This window comes from Pseudochrobactrum sp. Wa41.01b-1, assembly GCF_019464455.1.
Lineage (GTDB): Bacteria > Pseudomonadota > Alphaproteobacteria > Rhizobiales > Rhizobiaceae > Pseudochrobactrum > Pseudochrobactrum saccharolyticum.
This window is the reverse complement of sequence record NZ_CP080493.1, coordinates 2,418,284-2,436,959: the sequence shown is the minus strand read 5'-3', so window position 1 is coordinate 2,436,959 and position 18,676 is coordinate 2,418,284. Positions and strand designations below refer to the sequence as shown.

The window sequence follows — 18,676 nt, the reverse complement described above, 5'->3', positions numbered from 1 at the left end:
AATCGTAGGAACGCTCTGTCTATTTGTTTTTACGCATTATCCGACGCATCGCAGCAGGAAAAGAAATCAGTCCGGCGAACTGATTTTCCTGCGGAAGCGCTTCGCACTTTTGCTGGAAATGCTTATAGCGCTTTACTCATCGGGAAGGACGGTATGCCCGACCTTCCCGTTTTGGCATCGCCCTCGGGTAAATAACCGAGCTTTTCATAAAACTGTTTTGCTGTGGCCGTGCTGGTCAGACGGCTCACAACCTGCCCTTGCTGCTTCAGCCAGCCTTCAGATACCGCCATCAAAGCCTTGCTGACACCGCGATGCTGATAATCCGGTGAAACATAATTCAGCAAAACACCGTCTGTTGCCGAGACAGCAGCAACACCGGCAATCCGCCCGTCAATCTCGGCAACACAATAGATCTGCCCCTCGCGCGCAATCCATGTCCGCAGATTGTCTTCTGTTTTATTAGCAAGCCATTGGCTTAAAATCTGCGGATCATTCTGATGATCCGCAGCACAAAGCTCCGTGATTGAGCGGCGCAGAACCGTGCAAATCTCCGCAGCATCTTTCGCTGTCGCCGCCCTTATCAGCATTTATTGCTTCGCTCTGAGCGTGCTGCGCACAGACTTATGCCAGCCGTTGATTTTGCGTTTACGCAAAGCAGGCTCCATCAGCGGTTCAAAACGCTGCTGTTGCTGCCAGTCTTTGGCAAAAGCCTGCATATCGCCCCAGAGACCGGCTTTCATACCTGCAAGCCATGCCGCACCCAGCGCCGTGGTTTCCAGAATGACCGGACGATCAACCGGCGCGTTGAGAATGTCCGACAGATTTTGCATCGTCCAGTCGGAGGCAACCATGCCGCCATCAACCCGCAGAACAATATCGCTGGTATCCGTTTTCCAGTCTTTATGCATTGCTTCAAGCAGGTCATGCGCCTGATAAGCAACGGATTCCAATGCAGCCTTGGAGATTTCCGCAGGGCCTGAATTGCGCGTCAAACCGTAGATCGCGCCACGCGCTTCTGCATCCCAATGGGGAGCGCCCAAGCCCACAAAAGCAGGCACCAGATAGACATCCTGCGTCTCATCGGCTTTGAGCGCCAGTTCACCGGATTCCGCTGCATTTTTAATGATTTTCAAACCGTCGCGCAGCCATTGCACTGCAGCACCGGCAACAAAAATCGAACCTTCCAGCGCATAAGTCACCTCGCCGTTCAGACGATAGGCAATAGTTGTCAGCAAACGATTGCGCGACAGAACTTTATCCTTGCCCGTATTCAGCAAAGCGAAACAACCGGTACCGAAAGTCGCCTTCAACATACCTTTGGCAAAACAAGCCTGACCGATCATTGCCGCGTGCTGGTCACCCGCCACACCGAGGATCGGAATTTCCACGCCCAGAACATCTGCCTTCGTCACGCCGAAATCATCGGCACAGTCTTTCACTTCCGGCAGCATGCTACGCGGAATGTTGAACAGTTTCAGCAGTTCTTCATCCCATTCATTCTTGGCAATATTGAACAGCAGCGTGCGGGAAGCATTGGTGGCATCGGTGGCATGAACCTGACCGCCGGTCAGCCGCCAGATCAGAAAGCTGTCGATTGTGCCGAACAGTAACTCGCCCTTCTCCGCTTTTTTACGCGCACCGGACACTTTGTTGAGAATCCATGCCAGTTTGGTTGCTGAGAAATACGGATCAAGCAACAGGCCTGTCTTGCGGCGGATACGCGGCTCAATGCCCTGTTTTTTCAGTTTCAGGCATTCTTTTTGCGTGCGACGATCCTGCCAGACAATCGCATTATAGACCGACTTACCGGTTGTCTTATCCCAGACCACCACCGTTTCACGCTGATTGGTGATGCCGATTGCTGCCACATCTTCCATGCTGGCGCTGGCATTTTCAACGGCCTGTTTGCAGGTCGTGACAACGCTTTGCCAGATTTCTTCCGGATCGTGCTCGACCCAGCCGGATTTGGGATAATGCTGCGTAAATTCCTTTTGCCCGAGACCGGTGATCTTATGGTTTTGATCGAAACAAATGGCTCTGCTGGATGTTGTACCCTGATCGATTGCCAAAATCAGTTTCGACATAAATATCTCCGATTCCCAAAAACATATTTCTGAAATTATGTGCATTTGCTTGTCCGCGTATCTTCTCCCGAAAACCGCTGCACACTTTTCGGAATACGCTAAATGTTTCAGTGCCAAATTTAAACACGCCTTGCAAATTTTAAAATCTATAGTGATAGTGTCCACTTAAAATTAGCGATAAAGGCCCGAGTAAAATGACTGATACGCCTAAAAAAACCATCGTACTGACCGGTGCCAGCCGCGGTATCGGCCATGCAACCGTGAAGCGTTTTTCACGGGCGGGCTGGCGTGTCATCACCTGCTCACGACAGGATTTTTCCGACAACTGCCCGTGGCCTGCTGGCCCTGAAGATCATATCAAGGTTGATCTGGCTGATCCGGAAGATATCGGTCGTGCAATTTCGGAAATCCGCCGTCGTCTGGAAGACAATGGTGGCCAGCTTAATGCCTTGGTCAACAATGCCGGTATTTCGCCAAAAGGCGCAGGCGGGAGCCGCCTCAATTCCATTGAAACCCAAATGGCCACTTGGCGCGATGTGTTTCAGGTAAACTTCTTTGCACCGATCATGCTGGCGCGCGGATTATTTAAAGAACTGGAAGCAGCGCAGGGTTCCGTCGTCAATGTCACCTCAATTGCCGGAAGCCGCGTGCATCCCTTTGCCGGTACCGCCTATGCAACTTCAAAAGCAGCGCTTGCCGGTCTGACCCGCGAAATGGCCTCAGACTTCGGCCCGCATGGCATCCGCGTCAATGCGATTGCACCGGGCGAGATTGAAACTTCCATCCTGTCACCGGGCACAGAAAAGCTGGTGGAGCAGATGCCTCTGCGCCGCCTTGGTCAGACATCGGAAGTGGCTGAAACCATCTATTTCCTCTGCACTGAAGCCTCATCCTACGTGACCGGCTCGGAAATCCACATCAATGGCGGTCAACACGTTTAAGGGTGAGAGCATGATCCTCTCCTGCGGAGAAGCGCTGATTGATATGCTGCCGCGCGAAACACAGAGCGGCGAGACCGGCTTTGTGCCACATGCAGGCGGCTCCGTGTTCAACACAGCCATCGCCATTGGTAGGCTGGGTACAAAGGCCGGATTTTTCTCCGGCCTTTCATCGGATTTTCTTGGGCAAATCCTGCGCGATACGCTGGAAAAATCCCGCGTTGATACGCGGTTTTGTGCGATCTCGGATCAACCGACAACGCTTGCCTTTGTCCGGCTGAAGAATGGTCAGGCGAGCTATAATTTCTACGATGAAAACACCGCCGGTCGTTTGCTCAGTGAGGCACAACTGCCGGAACTGGGTGATGATGTCAGCGCTCTGATGTTTGGCGGTATTAGCCTCATTCCCGAACCTTGCGGCAGTACTTATGAAGCACTGATGCGGCGGGAAGCACCAAACCGCGTGACAATGCTTGACCCGAATATCCGCCCGAATTTCATTCCTGACAAAGCCGCCCATCTGGCGCGGATCAAGCGGATGATTGCACTGGCTGATATTGTCAAAGTCTCTGATGAAGACCTGCTCTGGTTTGATGAAGGCACGGATCATGATGCGATTATCCGCAGCTGGCTGGCCGCAGAGGGACAGAACGGACCTAAAATCATCATCGTCACCAAAGGCGCGGATGGTGCCGTAGCCTATGCGGATTGCGGTAAAGTCAGTATCGGCGGCGAAAAAGTCACCGTAGCCGATACGGTCGGTGCCGGTGATACGGTCAATGCCGGTGTGCTGGTGAGCCTTGAAAAGCAAGGCCTGCTGAATAAGCAATCCCTTGCGGCCATCTCGCAAGAACAGCTGACCGAAGCCATCGCCTTTGGCATCAAAGCCGCAGCGATTACTGTATCGCGTGCCGGTGCCAATCCCCCATGGGATTATGAAATGAAATAAAAAGATGGCCTCAGTAATGAGGCCATCTTTTTATACACGCACTTCCTGAGTGACCCGATCTTCACCGCCGAAAAACTCGATATAGCGTTTAACCGCCTCCGGATCGCCGGTCGCCTTTGACGGATTGTCCGAGAGCTTCACCGCCGGACGGCCATTGGCATCAATCACCTTACAGACCAGCGAAATGGCCCCTAGTCCCGAAACGTGCTTCGGTGCGCAGCCGATGAAATCATTGGTGAGATTGGTGCCCCAACCAAAGCTCATCCGTACACGACCTTCAAAATGTCGGTAGGTCTCTTCAATCGTATCTACATCCAGTGCATCGGAGAAGATCAGCAATTTCTCACGCGGGTCTTTGCCCTTTGATTTCCACCATTCAATAATCCGCTCTCCGCCCTCAATAGGTGGAGAACTGTCGGGGCGGAAACCTGTCCAATCTGCAACCCAGTCCGGCGCATCGCGCAGGAATGCTGTGGTGCCGAATGCATCCGGCAGCACGATCAAAAGATTGCCGCCATAATAACGGTTCCAGTCTTGCAGCACGCGGTAAGGTGCCGAGCGCAGCTCTTCATCCGTATCGGCCATAGCTGCCAGCACCATCGGCAATTCATGGGCATTGGTGCCAAGCGCTTCCAGATCAGTATCCATTGCCAGAAGCACATTGCTGGTGCCGGTAAAGGCATCGCCGATACCTTCTTTCAACGCTTCCACACACCAGCGCTGCCAAAGAAATGAATGGCGGCGGCGGGTGCCGAAATCAGAGATTTTCAAATCCGGCAATTGGCGCAGGCGATCAACCTTGCCCCACATTTTGGCCTTGGCGCGGGCATACAGCACATCCAGCGCGAAAGGCCCGAGAGACTTCATCGCTGCGCGGGAGCGTAGCTCATTGATAATCGCCAGCGCCGGAATTTCCCACATTGTCGTATGCGTCCACGGTCCGTGGAAATGCAGTTCATATTGTCCGTCGCGGCGTGTCAGCTCATATTCCGGCAGCTGGAATGTGCTGAGCCATTGCAGAAATTCTGGCGTGAAAATCTGCTTGCGGCCATAGAATGTATTACCGGCCAGCCAGATCATTTCCTTTTTGGTCATACGTAATGAGCGGGCATGATCGAGTTGCGCACGCAACTCACCTTCATCAATCTCATCGGCAAGCCGCACGGTTTTGGAGCGGTTAATCAGCGAAAATGTGGCATCCACCTGCGGATAAAGCCCCCAGATCATTTGCAGCATCAAAAGCTTATAAAAATCCGTATCCAGCAGACTGCGGACAATCGGATCCAGCTTCCACGTATGGTTATAAACGCGCTGCGCAATATCTGTTCTGGTCATGCCAGATGTCCTTATCTGATCCGATGAGATTTATTCTCATCCTGAGCATCATTCTTGTTGGACAGACCATAAGCAGAATTCAGCAAAAATAAAGGGCGATGATTGCTCACCGCCCTTTATTTAAAGTTCTGTCTGCTTTGACTTATTTCAGTTCGAGCACAATTTCGTGCTGTCCCTGTGTGGTCAGTGCAATACCGGCATCGCGTTTTTTGACTGCTTTGCCATCCACTTTCAAACTGTCCCGACCGGCTTTATTGCGCACAATGATTTTATACAGTGCCTCACCATGGCGGTAATCCAGCTCGAAACCATCCCAGTCAGACGGTAATACCGGATTGAGGAACAGCGCATTGCCGCGCTTGCTCAAGCCGAGAATCCCCTCTGTCGCCACACGGTAGAACCAGCCGGCAGAACCGGTATACCATGTCCAGCCACCCTGACCGCGACGTGGCTCAACAGAGTAAATATCCGCTGCAATCACATAAGGCTCAACACGGTAGGTCTCAGGATTTTCACCGTGATGCACCGGGTTAATCAGCGAGAACAGCTTGTAAGCCTCATCACCGCGGCCAAGTTTGGTCAGAGCCATGATCGCCCATGTGGTACCATGGGTATATTGCCCGCCATTCTCACGCACACCACGCGGATAACCTTTAATATAACCCGGCTCATGTTCAGTCTTGTCAAATGGCGGAGTGAACAGACGCAGCAAGCCGCCCTCTTCATCCAGCAAATGCTTTTCAAGTGAAACCATTGCTTGGGTCGCACGCGTCGGATCAGCCACGCCGGACAACACAGCCCAGCTCTGGGCAATCGCATCAATCTGGCATTCGTCACTCAGGTGAGAACCAAGCGGTGCGCCGTCATCGAAATAACCGCGACGATACCATTCGCCATCCCAGCCATGCTCTTCCAGCGCCTTGTTCAGAGCATCCAGATGCTTCTGCATAGCTTCCGCACGCTTCTTATCGCCGCGCGAAACACTCAGCGGAATAAACTGCTGCAACGTATAGCTCAGGAACCAGCCGAGCCAGACGCTCTCGCCTTTACCTTCAACGCCAACAAGGTTCATGCCGTCATTCCAGTCGCCGCCAAGGATCAGCGGCAGACCATGCTGACCGGTGCGCTGCATGGCCAGTTCCAGCCCTTTCACGCAATGCTCATAGACCGTATCGGTTTTGTCGGAGGTTTCCGGCTGGTAGAAAGCGTCATGTTCGCCCTCGCCCAAAGCACGGCCCTGCAGATAAGCAACTTCCTCATCAAGCACCGCCAGATCGCCGGTCACCTGCGTATAGAGCGTTGCCGCATAGGACAGCCACACCACATCATCGGAAATCAGTGTGCGCACGCCTGCACCCGTCACCGGCAACCACCAATGCTGCACATCACCTTCAGTAAACTGACGACCGGCAACATTGAGCAATTGCTTACGTGCCAAGAGCGGATCAAGCATCAGCAATGACAGCGTGTCCTGCAACTGATCGCGGAAACCATAGGCACCGCTGGCCTGATAGAACGCCGCACGCGCCAGAATACGCGAAGCCATGCTCTGATAAGGCAGCCAGCGATTGACCATCAGATCGAAAGAGCGATCCGGCGTTTTCACCTGCAATGGCGCTGTAAAATTCTGCCATTGCTCGGAAGTGCGTGCCAGCAGATCATCCATATCCAGACCACGGCTATAGGTAATCAGTCCCTGTGCTGTCTCTTCATCTTTGGCATTGCCAAGAATGAACAGAATGTCTTTGGTCTGTCCTGCACTCAGTTCCAGATCATAACTCAGAGCCGCACAAGGATCGCGTCCGGCCTCGACTGTGCCAGACAGGGATTTACCCTGCATCACACAATCCGGCTCGGTAACGGAACCGGTAGCCCCGATAAATTCCTGACGATCAGAGGTGACTGATGCCGGCAGAATATTTGCCGTCAGGAAAGCCACCTGCCCTGCCTTGTCCGTATGATAAGGATTACGGGCAAAGAGTGCGCCCAGTTCTTCATCAAAACGCGGCACAATATAAGCGGCATTTTTAGCCCGGACATTGCCCAGCACCCATTCCGCATAATTATAGAGCCGCAGACGTTTCATCGACTGGCCGCGATTGACAAGACGCAGACGCGTCAGGCGCACCGGCTTGTCCGGATCGACCGTCATTGTCAGTTCACAGAGCACATCACCATGTTTAGAGGTGAATGTGCTAAAGCCCTGATCGTGACGCGCTTCATAGGTCACATCCGCATCGCGAATGACATTGGCCGCAGGTGCGAAGACCTTACCGCTGTCACGATCCGCGATATAAAGCGCCTCGCCCGGCAGATTGGAAACCGGATCATTTGACCATGGGGTCAGCTGATAGTCACGGCTGTTACCGCTCCATGTGAAAGCGGAACCTTCCGCCGAAACATGGAAACCGAATTCCGCATTGGCAATCACATTGATCCACGGATGCGGCGTTGTGCGGTCACCATTGAGACGCACAACATAATTGCCGTCTGTATCAAAACCGCCATAGCTGTTCCAGAATTCCAGCCCGTCACCGGAAACCGGTTTACTTGTTATAGACTGGCGCGGAGCCACACCCGGCAATTTGGCGATGGCTTTTACACCATCACCGCTTTGCTGAGCAGCATCAGCTTCTGCAGCCAGACGGCTGTCGCGGCGGTTCAGACGCGGATCAGCACTTTCCGGTTTGGTTTCTTTGCGATGTGCCAGATCAACGGAGAGCTCCTGAATACGCTTGAGCTGCTCTGCCAGAGAACCGTTCTGCGCATGCATCACAATGCGTGCAGCCGCCAGCAGCGTATTATAGGACGCCTCGCTCATCTGATCACGACGCACTGTGAAAATATGCTGTTTCTGACCCTGATGCTGCGAGCGGACACGGAAGCTTTCTGTCAGCCATTCAACTGCACGCTGGGTATCCTGCGCATAGGAGAATGCCCGCTCATTGACCACCACCACATCAACGGTGAGGCCTTTTTCACGCCAGTATTCCTGTGCTTTCAGCACACCGCGCAGCACTTCAAGATCAGCCTCATTGTCAATGCGCAGCACGAAAATCGGATCATCGCCGGAAATCGACAATGGCCAGAGATCAGACTGCGCACCAAGACCGGCTGCAATCACTTCTGAAGGCTGACGCAAAGCGCGATCCGGATAGATCAGATAGGCAGCAGTTTTCTGGTAATCTGTCGCTTCTGCCGGTTTGATGCCGACATGGTGCAGACGCACTTGGCTACGTGTCCATGACAAAGTATATTCACGGGCAAAGGCCTCAGGATAACGCAGAACTGCAGCCTTCTCTTCCAGATAAGAGCGCGAACCGCCCGCCAGTGTCCAGAACACCAGCGACACTTTTTTATGCGCCGGAACACGGACACGGGTACGCAATGAGGCAACCGGATCAAGCACGGTGCCCTGACTGCCGGTAAACTTCATCTCCGGATCAAAAGCCGCCGGATTACGCAGCGTACGGCCACGGCCGATAAAGACGCGACGGTCGGTTTCGGCTTCCGTTTCACGCACAGCGCCCGATAAATCAGTCACGAAATGCGCCACATGCACTTCCGTGTCCGACGGTGCACGTTTGCGACGTTTGGCATAGATTGTTGTGCCGTCCGGTGCGATTTCCGTTTCCACAAACATCTTGGCAAAAGCCGGATGTGCATCATCCGTATCCGGATTATTCAGCACCAGCTCCGCATAGGATGTGACCTCGATTACACGGTCGCGCGAACTGGTATTGATAATATCAATCCGGCGCCCTTCACCATCGACATCGGTGGTGACAATGGTTTCCACCACAGTCTTGATATCACCGGAGGTCTTGTAGAACTCGGCCTTGTCTTCCGTGAATACCGTCTTGGTTTCGGTTTCCAGATGGCGCGACGGCTCACCCGTCGCCGACCACCAGCGTCCGCTTTCAATATCACGCAGGAACAGGAAGCTGCCCTGCATGCCTTCAGACGCATCGGGCTGGAAGCGGGTGATCGCCAGATCATGCCAGCGGCTGTAACCATTACCGGCAGCCGTCAGCATCAGCGAATACTGGCCATTGGACATCAGATGCACACTGCGCGGTGCCTTCAGCGGCTCTTCGATAATGCGCATCGGCGCTTCATCAAAGGCGCCGCTGTCCACACGCATCGGGTTTTCCGTCTTGGCATAGACCATCGGAATTTCACGCGGTGCTTTTTCCTGCAACAGCAGTTCAGCAGCTTCAATCACCGGATCGGAGTGGAAACGGCTGCGCATACGACCATCAAAAATCACGTTATTGACCGCGATAATCGACATGCCGTGGTGATGCGCATAATAGTTTTTCACCACAGCGCATTTTTCACCTTCACGCACACGCGACGGAGTGAAATCCACCGCATCGTGGAAACCGTAACGCCCCAAAGCGCCGAGCTTCTGCAAGGTCTTCAGGTTGGAAACCGCATCAGCAGGGCGATATTGCGAAGCCAAAAGGCTCGCATAAGGTGCAATCACCGCATTACGTGACAGACCGCGTTGCAGACCTAGTTTTGGCACACCGAAATTGGAATATTGGTAATTCATCTGCGGATCGCGGGCATTATAGGCCGCTTCCGAAATACCCCAAGGCAGACCGCGCGAGGTGGCATATTCGATCTGACGTTGCACGACCAGCTTGTTGGTCTGGTCAAGAAGCGAGCCAAGCGGCTCATTCATCACCAGCGGCGGCATCAGATATTCGAACATTGAGCCTGACCAGGACAGCAGAGCGCCTTTCCAGCCAACCGGCACCAGCAGACGGCCAAGTTTGAACCAATGTTCTACCGGCACATCACCCTTGGCAATCGCAAACAGGCTGGCAAGGCGGGCTTCCGAAGCCAGAAGATCGTAGCAGCTCTCATCGAGTTCGTTTTCCTGAACGCGGAAGCCGATTGACAACAAGCGACGTTCCTTACGCTCAAGGAAGCCGAATTCCATATCAAAAGCCAGCTGACGGGAACGGCTGGCAAGGCTCTGCAACTGAATGCGCAGTTCTTCCGCATTATGCTCGCCGATCGCATCATCCGTATGCGCTTTACAGGTAGCAACCAGTGTACGTGCCCATTCCAGCGCTTCCTGCGACTGGGTGGTTTCCAGCTCGTCATCCAGCTCCAGCGCCAGTTTTTCAATATCCTTGGCGAAGAGTGAAATATTAATGGTGCGGAAAGAGGCGGTTTCCGGCTCCTCGCGGAAGGAACGCACAGCACGGCGGAAATTGGCAATCCGCTCTTCCAAACGGCGACGCAGTGGGCGCAGAATACGGCGATCATCCGGAATGGCAGCAATTGCCTCTTCCAGAATGTCGTTTACGTCGAGAATGCCTTCAAAATCGCCCTGCAGATAGACGGACGGTGCCTGCGCCCATTCTTCCAGCGCCGAAGACAGTGTAACCAGATGACCGGCCAGATTGCCGCTATCCACTGCCGACACGTAAAGCGGCTGCAATGGTTTCAGCGTATCAGTCTCATACCAGTTATAGAGATGACCACGGAATTTCTCCATCTTCTCCAGCGTATCCAGCGTCAAACCAATACGGTTCAGCGTATCGTTGAAGCCGATCCAGCCGAAATCACGCGCTGAAATCACAGAGAGGAAATAGACACCGATATTGGTCGGGGATGTGCGCATTGCCACAATACCCACCGGATCTTCCTGATAATTATCCGGCGGCAGATGGTTGCCTTCCTCATTGGTGAAGGCTTCGAAATAGCGCCATGTACGGCGGGCATAGCGGCGCAGATCGCCTTTATCGCTTGAGCGGACTTCCAGCGTATCCTGTGGTTTAGCCGAGCGGCTTACCGCCCATGCAATCCACGGCGAAGCAATCCAGATCACGGCAAAAGGCACAGCAATCAGCACCGCTTTGCTGCCGAACAATACCGGAAGCAGGAATGCCAATGCGCCAATCAACAGCGACGGCCACATCAGCCGCACATAGAAATCCAGCGTATCGGAAGACTTCATCTGCGCGGCCGCACGCCACGCCAGAAGATAACGGCGCGAGACAAACAGACGATAGAAGGTGCGGACAATCGCATCACCCATCAGCGTCGCGCTATGAGCAATGAAGCTGAGACGCAGCGCCATATCCGCAAAAGCCAGCGTCACATCGGTCAGCACCGACTGGGCATGGCCTTTCAGCGAATAGTCCATATTCACAGGAATAAGGTTGGTGACGATACCGAAAATCATCGGCACGAACATCGCCAAAATCAGGAACAGCTGCCAGATGGTGGCAACGCCGAGCGGCAGCAAACACCAGCCTGCAAAAGATGCAATCACCCACATGATCGGGTTGAGAGAACGGCGCAGGTTATCGGCCATTTTCCAGCGGGTGACATTGCTGACACCTTTGCCGGTTGAGAACAGAAACGGCAGCAACTGCCAGTCACCACGCGCCCAGCGGTGATGGCGGGAAATATCCACATTATAGCCGGTCGGGTAATCTTCCACGACCTCGACATCGCTGGCGAGCGCACAACGGGCATAGCCGCCTTCGAGAAGATCGTGACTGAGGACTGTATTTTCCTCAATCTTACCCTGCATCACCTTTTCAAAGGCATCAACATCATAGAGGCCTTTACCGGTGAAAGTACCCTCGCCCAGCAGGTCCTGATAAACATCGGAAACCGCAAAAACATAAGGATCAATACCACGATTGGCGGAGAAGACGCGCTGCAGAAATGAGGCCTCATCGCCCGTGGTCAGCGACGGGGTAACGCGTGGCTGCAAAATACCGTAACCGCTGGTAATACGGCCGGTTTTCTCGTCAAAGACCGGATGATTGAGCGGATGTGACAGTTTACCGACCAGATTGGTCACCGATTGCGGTGTCAGACGGGTATCGGAATCCAGTGTCATCACATAGCGGATATCGCGCGGCAGCGGCACATCCGACGGGAAGAAACTGGTGTCGTGGTCGCCACGCAGCAGCAGGTTCAGCTCATGCAGCTTACCGCGCTTGCGCTCCCAGCCCATCCAGCAACCCTGTGACGGATTGTAAAGACGACGGCGATGCAGGAAGAAGAACCGCGCCTGACCATTGGTGGCATAATCCTCTCCGGCATAATGCGCATTAAGCCTTGCGACTTCCTCGCGGGCATAATCCAGCACTTCCATATCAGCAGGCGTGACTTCCACATTGCTGTCTGTCCAGTCACTGACAATTGCAAAATAAACCTCACCGCGCGGATTGGTCAGATAATGCACTTCGAGATTGCGGATATGTTCATCCACACTGTCGCGCGAATTAATCAGCGTAGGCACGGCAACCAGCGTGCGCGCATCGGCAGGCAGACCATCGCGATATTCATAACCGACAAGACGGTTCGGCTGTACAAACCACGGCACCAGCGAGTTAAACAGGCCAAGTGAGGCCTCATAGGCAGGGAACAGAGCGAGAATAGTGAAAAGCAGCTGCTCGCTCTCGCCAAAACCGATGCGACCCATGCCGGTATAAACCAACACCAACAAGCCGATGGTCATTGCCCAGACCGGTGCAGCAATCCCCCACAGGCCAAGCCCGCGATAGAGACGCAGCAGGCGCGATGACAAAGGCGGCGTATAACCGCAAATCTGCTCCAGCTCGGTGCGGGCATTGCCGCTCAGATAATAGGCAATCGCACCGCTTTGTTCACGCTCGGTGATCTTATGCTCACGCAGCGATTTTTCACGCGCCAGCCGCAAAGCCGTATTGGTCACCTCAATTTCCGTCATACGGGAATTGCGGGCGATCTTTTCAATGGTCACGCGATAGCTGTTGCGTGAGGCGAAATCGAGATTTTCGAAATCGCTGTTCTCGCGCAGGATCGCATCCATAATGCTGACAGTCTCAACCCATGAGGTCCAGTCCACGTCATCAATAGTTTTGAGCGAGCGGATAATATTGCCCATGGTCATACCGCCGGTGGACTGGCGGGAATGTTCCTCGACAATAATCTCCTCAACATCGCGTCCGGTGGCTTCAAGCTGGGCTTCCAGCCATTCAATTGCCGGTCCGGTCGCTGTGGAAGCACTGCGCAAACGATAAAGCAGATGCGTGGCAAAAGTACCGTCGCGTGCCGGTTCGCTATATTCTGTCAGGATGGATTGCAGTTCTTCCGGTGAAGAGGCGACCACAATCTTGTCCGCCACGCGATTGGCGAAATTACGCATCGCACGGGCACGCTCAACACGCAGCGCCAGGCGACGGGCATTTTCCACCAGCATGAAACGGATAACCGATGGCAGTGCCCATAATTCACCGATGCGCAGCGGCTCCACACTCTGGAAACCGTCGATCAGCGCTTTCAGGCTTTTAAGTGAAAAACCACTGTCGCTATGGGCAACATAGAGCCATGCCAGTGCGAAAACCCGCGGCAGGCCTTCGGTGCTCAGATTGGCAGACGCATCGCTGTTTTTTGCTACAGCACCATCCGGATGAATATTGGCTGCCAGCGGCAGCTGGCGCAAAAACTTGTCCGGCAAATCGCGGCGTGCCTGCTGCATGCTTTTATCGACAACGTAATAATTGTCGAGCAGCCACTGGGCAGCCGGCGTAATCGTCTCGCCGTTACGCGATGCCGCATCGGACGAGCGATAGGCATGCAGGATCAGACCGGCATTTTCCGCAAGCCGTTTGTTAAAGTCGAATTTCTCATAATCGGGCAGGCGCACGGCTTCATTGCGGGCCAGCGCCGCAGCGAGCAGTTGTAATTCTTCTGGTGTTTTATAATGCCCCCTAATTGGCAAAGGCAGAACCGGCAAAAGGCGGTCAGCAACAGGGCGGGAAAACAACGATGAAAGAGAGAAAGACAAAGCCGGCATATGCCTTTTACAGCCTTTTATAAGATTTAAGTTCCGCTACGGATGGTCAGATTTGCCATATCCGCAAACACATGCTTCAGATCCCGTGAATTTCATGAAGATTCACGCATGATCGGTGGTGTTAAACAGTTATGACCAAATTACGTCCGCAAAGAATGCCATGGTCGAATTTGGTAAAATCGCAAAGCACAAATCATAGCTGATTTTAACTTTACGTTATAAAAATCAACAGGCTACCCTCTGCAATTTGCGTTCCGACAATGCGCAAGCCCTGACAAAGCTGGGGCAGCACGCTTTGATATAATGCCAGAGGGTGAGAAAAGTTGCCTGACCGCACTTTAAACGGATTAAATTATTTTTAAAGTCCCCCTTTCTGATAAGAAAAACGCCGGATATCAGAGCCGAAATTCAGCCCTGTATCCGGCGTTTCAGAGAATCATTTTTCGAGCTGTATCTCTCAGTTTTGAGAGGCAAAGACCCGCCAGTATTCCGGACGAAACGCCAGACGGCTGCCGGTCACCGCTTCATTCTCTGCCGGAATTTCAATCTCGACAATTTCGCGGTTACCGCCGACTTCCAGCTCAACACGGCGCTTGGCGCCCACACGCCGTGTGGCGGTGACCCCACCGGCAATGCAGCCGCCGCATCCTTCCACCAGTTCCACATCATGGGGGCGGAAATATAGTACGGCTTCTCCGTCTGCCTGATCGGTTTTCAGCCCCAGAGAGCGATCCGCCAACCAGAGTGCCCCCTGCTCGACACGCACATTCAGACGGCTGGATTCACCGATAAAACCATAGACGAAAGCAGAGTTCGGGCTGTCATAAATCTCGTCCGGTGTCCCCACCTGCTCGATACGCCCCTGACTCATCACCACAACACGGTCGGCTAGTTCCAGAGCCTCATCCTGATCGTGAGTTACAAAAACGGTGGTATGACCGGTGCTGTCATGAATCTCACGCAGCCACTTGCGCAGTTCTTTTCGCACCTGCGCATCCAGTGCACCGAAAGGCTCGTCCAGCAACAATACATTCGGTTCGATCGCCATGGCACGTGCCAAAGCCACACGTTGGCGCTGGCCACCGGAGAGCTGTGCCGGGTAACGATTTTCCAAACCCTGCAATTGCACCAGATTGAGCAGATCAACCGCGCGCTTATGGATTTCCGCCTTGGGCGGACGCGTAGAGCGCGGGCGCACTTTCAAACCAAATCCGACATTCTGCGCCAGTGTCATATGACGAAACAGAGCATAATGCTGGAACACAAACCCTACATTACGCTCTTGCACAGTCTTATTCGAGGCATCATCCTCGCCAAAATAAACCGTGCCTTCTGTCGGGCTTTCCAGTCCTGCAATCAGACGCAATAAAGTGGTCTTACCCGAGCCGGAAGGGCCGAGCAAAGCAATCAGCTCGCCTGAACGAATATCAAGCGAAACGTTGTGCAGCGCCGGAAACTGCTCAAACTCCTTGCGCACCTCAACAACGCGTACTTCCATTCTCAATCCTTTCAGGCACCCTCATGCCAGTGCATTACATCTTAATGATTAGAGCATTTCCGGTTTTGATTAAATCAGAGGAAATACTTTGTCTCTTTCTTTTCCCGCGCATCTCATCCGAAAACCGCTCACACTTTTCGGGATGCGCTATTCATGCGCAAAACGCATTACAAACTAAACCCCGTCATGCGAAAAACGCATTTCCAGTATGGTTTTCAAAACGAGTGTTATCAGCGCCAGTCCCGCCAGCAGCGATGCCACTGCAAATGCCGCCACGATATTCTCGCTATACATCATCTCCACATGCAGCGGCATAGTCGTGGTCAATCCGCGAATACGTCCCGATACCACCGCCACCGCACCAAACTCTCCCATTGCACGCGCATTACACAGCAACACGCCGTAAAGCAGCCCCCAGCGGATATTCGGCAAAGTCACATAGAGAAAGGTTTTCCAGCCGCTTGCCCCGAGAGACAAGGCTGCCTCTTCATCGCCTGTTCCCTGCTCCTGCATCAGCGGGATCAGCTCACGGGCAACAAATGGAAAAGTGACAAAGATCGTTGCCAGAACAATACCGGGAACAGCAAACAATATCTGGATATTATGCGACTGAAACCACGATCCGAGCATACTGTTACCGCCGAACAGCAGCACGAAAACCAGCCCTGAAATCACTGGCGACACCGAAAACGGCAGATCAATCAGCGTGATGAGAAAGGTCTTGCCGCGAAATTCGAATTTGGCAATCGCCCATGAAGCGGCAATCCCGAAAACCATATTCAAAGGCACTGCAATAGCCGCAATCAGCAAAGTCAAACGGATAGCCGAAACGGCATCCGGATCGGTCAGTGCCTCCAGATAAGCACCGGTGCCTTTGCTGAAAGCCTGCGCGAAGATCACAATCAGCGGCAGCACAATGAACAAGGCCATAAACAGCAGCCCTGTCATTGTCAGAAACCAGCGCATAGCCGGTGTTTCTGTGACCGCTGAGCGGTTATGGGTCGTGTGATTATGTTTCAGACGACGCGAAAACAGTTTTCCGGCACTAGCTGCCATAGCCATATCTCCTGCGTGTCCGTGTCTGGATCAGATTGACGATGAGCAGCATCACAAAAGAAATCAGCATCATCACCGTGGCCAGCACTGTAGCTGCGGAATAATCGAATTCCTCAAGTTTGATGAAGATCAGCAAAGGCGCAATTTCAGTCGAATAAGGCCGGTTACCGGCGATAAAAATCACCGAGCCATATTCCCCGACCGCACGGGCAAAGGCCAGCGAAAAGCCGGTCAGAATAGCCGGTTGCAAACCGGGCAACAGCACACGGAACACAGTCTGAAAGCGACTGGCACCCAGCGTTGCCGCTGCCTCTTCCTGTTCACGGCTGATCTCTTCAATCACCGGCTGGATCGTGCGCACCACAAATGGCAGACCGATAAAAACCAGCGCCACAACGATACCGGCCTGTGTAAAAGCAATACGGATATCCAGCGGCATCAGCCATGCACCGATCCAGCCTTTCGGCGCATAAAGCGCTGTCAGTGCAATACCGGCAACCGCAGTGGGCAGCGCGAAAGGCAGATCGACCATCGCATCGACCAGCCTTCTGCCCGGAAAGCGGTAACGCACAAGCACCCATGCAACAATGCCGCCGAAAACCACATTAATCAGCGCGGCCAAGATCGCGCTGAAAAAACTGACCTGCAAGGCATGAACCAATCGGGGATCAGTCGCCAGCTGCCAGAAACGTGCCGGCCCCACCCCGACGGCATGGAGCATCAGCACCATCAGCGGGATCAGGATCAGCAGGGACAGATAGGCAACACTGAAGCCCAGAGTCAGGCCAAAGCCCGGCAGGATGGACGGCTTGCGCCATGCCTGCCAGAAGGGCGGTTTTTTCCCGCTTTTATGTGGCTGATCCGGTTTCCCGCCGCCCGTTTTTGTTATGAGTTCTGCCATAGGTAACACCATGAAAGACGGAACTTATTTGACCGGTTTATAAATCTGATCGAATGTGCCGCCATCCCCGAAATGGGCTGGCTGCGCCTTACCCCAGCCACCGAATAACGGATCATCAATCGTGATGAGCTTGACATCCGTCAGCCATTTACGGTCGGCCTCCGGCACCAGTTCAGGTTTTGACGGCCGGTAGAAATGTTTGGCTGCAATCTTCTGCCCCTCTTCGGAATAGAGATAGGTCAGGAAGGCCTCTGCCTGTTTGCGGGTACCTTTGGCATCGACATTCTTATCCACCACAGCAACCGGCGGTTCAGCAAGAATGGATTGCGGAGGCACGACAATGTCAAAAGAATCTGCTCCGAATTCCGCCACCGAGAGATAGGCTTCGTTTTCCCATGCCAGCAGCACATCACCTAACTGGCGTTGCACAAAACTGGTGGTCGAGCCGCGCGCACCGGTATCCAGCACCGGCACATGACGGAACAGCTCTGTCATATAGGCTTTGACCTTGGCTTCATCGCCGCCATACTCGCTATGCGCCCAGGCCCATGCGGCCAGATAATTCCAGCGGGCACCGCCGGAGGTTTTCGGGTTAGGTGTAATCACCTCCACCCCGTCTTTAATCAGATCACCCCAGTCTTTAATGCCCTTGGGATTGCCCTTGCGGGTCAGGAAAACGATGGTTGAAGTGTAAGGCGCGGAATTATTCGGAAATTTCTGCCGCCAGTCCGCATTGATCTTGCCGCTTTTCTCGACAATGGCATCAATATCGCTTTGCAAAGCAAGCGTCACAACATCTGCGGGGATACCGTCAATAACAGAGCGTGCCTGCGCACCGGAGCCGCCATGCGATGTACGCAGGGTTATCGTCTCACCGGTTTCGGCCTGCCAGTGTTTGGCAAAGGCATCGTTAAATTCTTTATATAATTCCCGCGTCGGATCGTAAGAAACATTCAGCAGGGTCTGGGCAGCAGGTGCCTGCACAGGGATGGACACCGCAGATACAGCGATCAGCGCAGCAAAGGCGGAAAAAGTATTTCGCATCAGTATCATCAAGGCCTCCGTTTCATGTTCAAAAACAAACTAACAGAGCCGGA

The 18,676-nt window shown here is 53.5% G+C and carries 10 protein-coding genes; 2 read left to right on the top strand and 8 right to left on the bottom strand.

Going from position 1 to position 18,676, the window contains the following annotated elements:
* Positions 1–122: 122 nt before the first annotated feature.
* Both K1X45_RS11355 and glpK read right to left on the bottom strand, forming a co-directional pair.
* Entirely contained in the window at positions 123–587 is a 465-nt protein-coding gene (locus K1X45_RS11355; RefSeq protein ID WP_220158868.1) for a GNAT family N-acetyltransferase, read from the bottom strand.
* Positions 588–2,084: a glycerol kinase GlpK gene (gene glpK / locus K1X45_RS11350; protein WP_220158867.1), complete on the bottom strand. Its 1,497-nt coding sequence runs from the start codon at positions 2,082–2,084 to the stop codon at positions 588–590.
* Between the two features lie 194 nt (positions 2,085–2,278).
* Here glpK and K1X45_RS11345 point away from each other — a divergent pair, with 194 nt between their 5' ends.
* Positions 2,279–3,025 carry an SDR family NAD(P)-dependent oxidoreductase gene (locus K1X45_RS11345; protein WP_022711309.1) on the top strand — a complete coding sequence of 249 codons (747 nt, stop codon included), beginning with the start codon at positions 2,279–2,281 and terminating at the stop codon, positions 3,023–3,025.
* A gap of 10 nt (positions 3,026–3,035) precedes the next feature.
* Positions 3,036–3,971: a carbohydrate kinase gene (locus tag K1X45_RS11340; protein ID WP_220160478.1), complete on the top strand. Its 936-nt coding sequence runs from the start codon at positions 3,036–3,038 to the stop codon at positions 3,969–3,971.
* 30 nt (positions 3,972–4,001) lie between these two features.
* Here K1X45_RS11340 and pncB read toward each other — a convergent pair whose 3' ends face one another.
* The 6 genes from pncB to K1X45_RS11310 form a co-directional block, all read right to left on the bottom strand.
* A complete protein-coding gene (gene pncB / locus K1X45_RS11335; RefSeq protein WP_220158866.1) occupies positions 4,002–5,306 on the bottom strand; it encodes a nicotinate phosphoribosyltransferase in 1,305 nt (434 codons plus the stop codon).
* A 142-nt stretch (positions 5,307–5,448) separates the two neighbouring features.
* Complete coding sequence (locus K1X45_RS11330) at positions 5,449–14,124, bottom strand: GH36-type glycosyl hydrolase domain-containing protein (protein ID WP_220158865.1); 8,676 nt, start codon at positions 14,122–14,124, stop codon at positions 5,449–5,451.
* 457 nt (positions 14,125–14,581) lie between these two features.
* Positions 14,582–15,622 carry a sulfate/molybdate ABC transporter ATP-binding protein gene (locus K1X45_RS11325; RefSeq protein WP_220158864.1) on the bottom strand — a complete coding sequence of 347 codons (1,041 nt, stop codon included), beginning with the start codon at positions 15,620–15,622 and terminating at the stop codon, positions 14,582–14,584.
* A gap of 174 nt (positions 15,623–15,796) precedes the next feature.
* Positions 15,797–16,678 (bottom strand): sulfate ABC transporter permease subunit CysW, encoded by an 882-nt coding sequence (cysW, locus tag K1X45_RS11320; RefSeq protein WP_075654050.1) that lies wholly within the window; start codon positions 16,676–16,678, stop codon positions 15,797–15,799.
* Positions 16,668–17,579 carry a sulfate ABC transporter permease subunit CysT gene (gene cysT / locus K1X45_RS11315; protein ID WP_220158863.1) on the bottom strand — a complete coding sequence of 304 codons (912 nt, stop codon included), beginning with the start codon at positions 17,577–17,579 and terminating at the stop codon, positions 16,668–16,670. Before cysT ends, cysW begins: the two co-directional genes overlap by 11 nt.
* Before the next feature lie 24 nt (positions 17,580–17,603).
* Entirely contained in the window at positions 17,604–18,623 is a 1,020-nt protein-coding gene (locus K1X45_RS11310) for a sulfate ABC transporter substrate-binding protein (RefSeq protein WP_370627120.1), read from the bottom strand.
* Positions 18,624–18,676 lie beyond the last annotated feature (53 nt).

Excerpts from the sequence above, each read along its gene's own strand:
- K1X45_RS11355 (WP_220158868.1), bottom strand. The coding sequence starts at position 587 with ATGCTGATAAGGGCGGCGACAGCGAAAGATGCTGCGGAGATTTGCACG.
- glpK (WP_220158867.1), bottom strand. The coding sequence starts at position 2,084 with ATGTCGAAACTGATTTTGGCAATCGATCAGGGTACAACATCCAGCAGA.
- K1X45_RS11345 (WP_022711309.1), top strand. The coding sequence starts at position 2,279 with ATGACTGATACGCCTAAAAAAACCATCGTACTGACCGGTGCCAGCCGC.
- K1X45_RS11340 (WP_220160478.1), top strand. The coding sequence starts at position 3,036 with ATGATCCTCTCCTGCGGAGAAGCGCTGATTGATATGCTGCCGCGCGAA.
- pncB (WP_220158866.1), bottom strand. The coding sequence starts at position 5,306 with ATGACCAGAACAGATATTGCGCAGCGCGTTTATAACCATACGTGGAAG.
- K1X45_RS11330 (WP_220158865.1), bottom strand. The coding sequence starts at position 14,124 with ATGCCGGCTTTGTCTTTCTCTCTTTCATCGTTGTTTTCCCGCCCTGTT.
- K1X45_RS11325 (WP_220158864.1), bottom strand. The coding sequence starts at position 15,622 with ATGGAAGTACGCGTTGTTGAGGTGCGCAAGGAGTTTGAGCAGTTTCCG.
- cysW (WP_075654050.1), bottom strand. The coding sequence starts at position 16,678 with ATGGCAGCTAGTGCCGGAAAACTGTTTTCGCGTCGTCTGAAACATAAT.
- cysT (WP_220158863.1), bottom strand. The coding sequence starts at position 17,579 with ATGGCAGAACTCATAACAAAAACGGGCGGCGGGAAACCGGATCAGCCA.
- K1X45_RS11310 (WP_370627120.1), bottom strand. The coding sequence starts at position 18,623 with ATGCGAAATACTTTTTCCGCCTTTGCTGCGCTGATCGCTGTATCTGCG.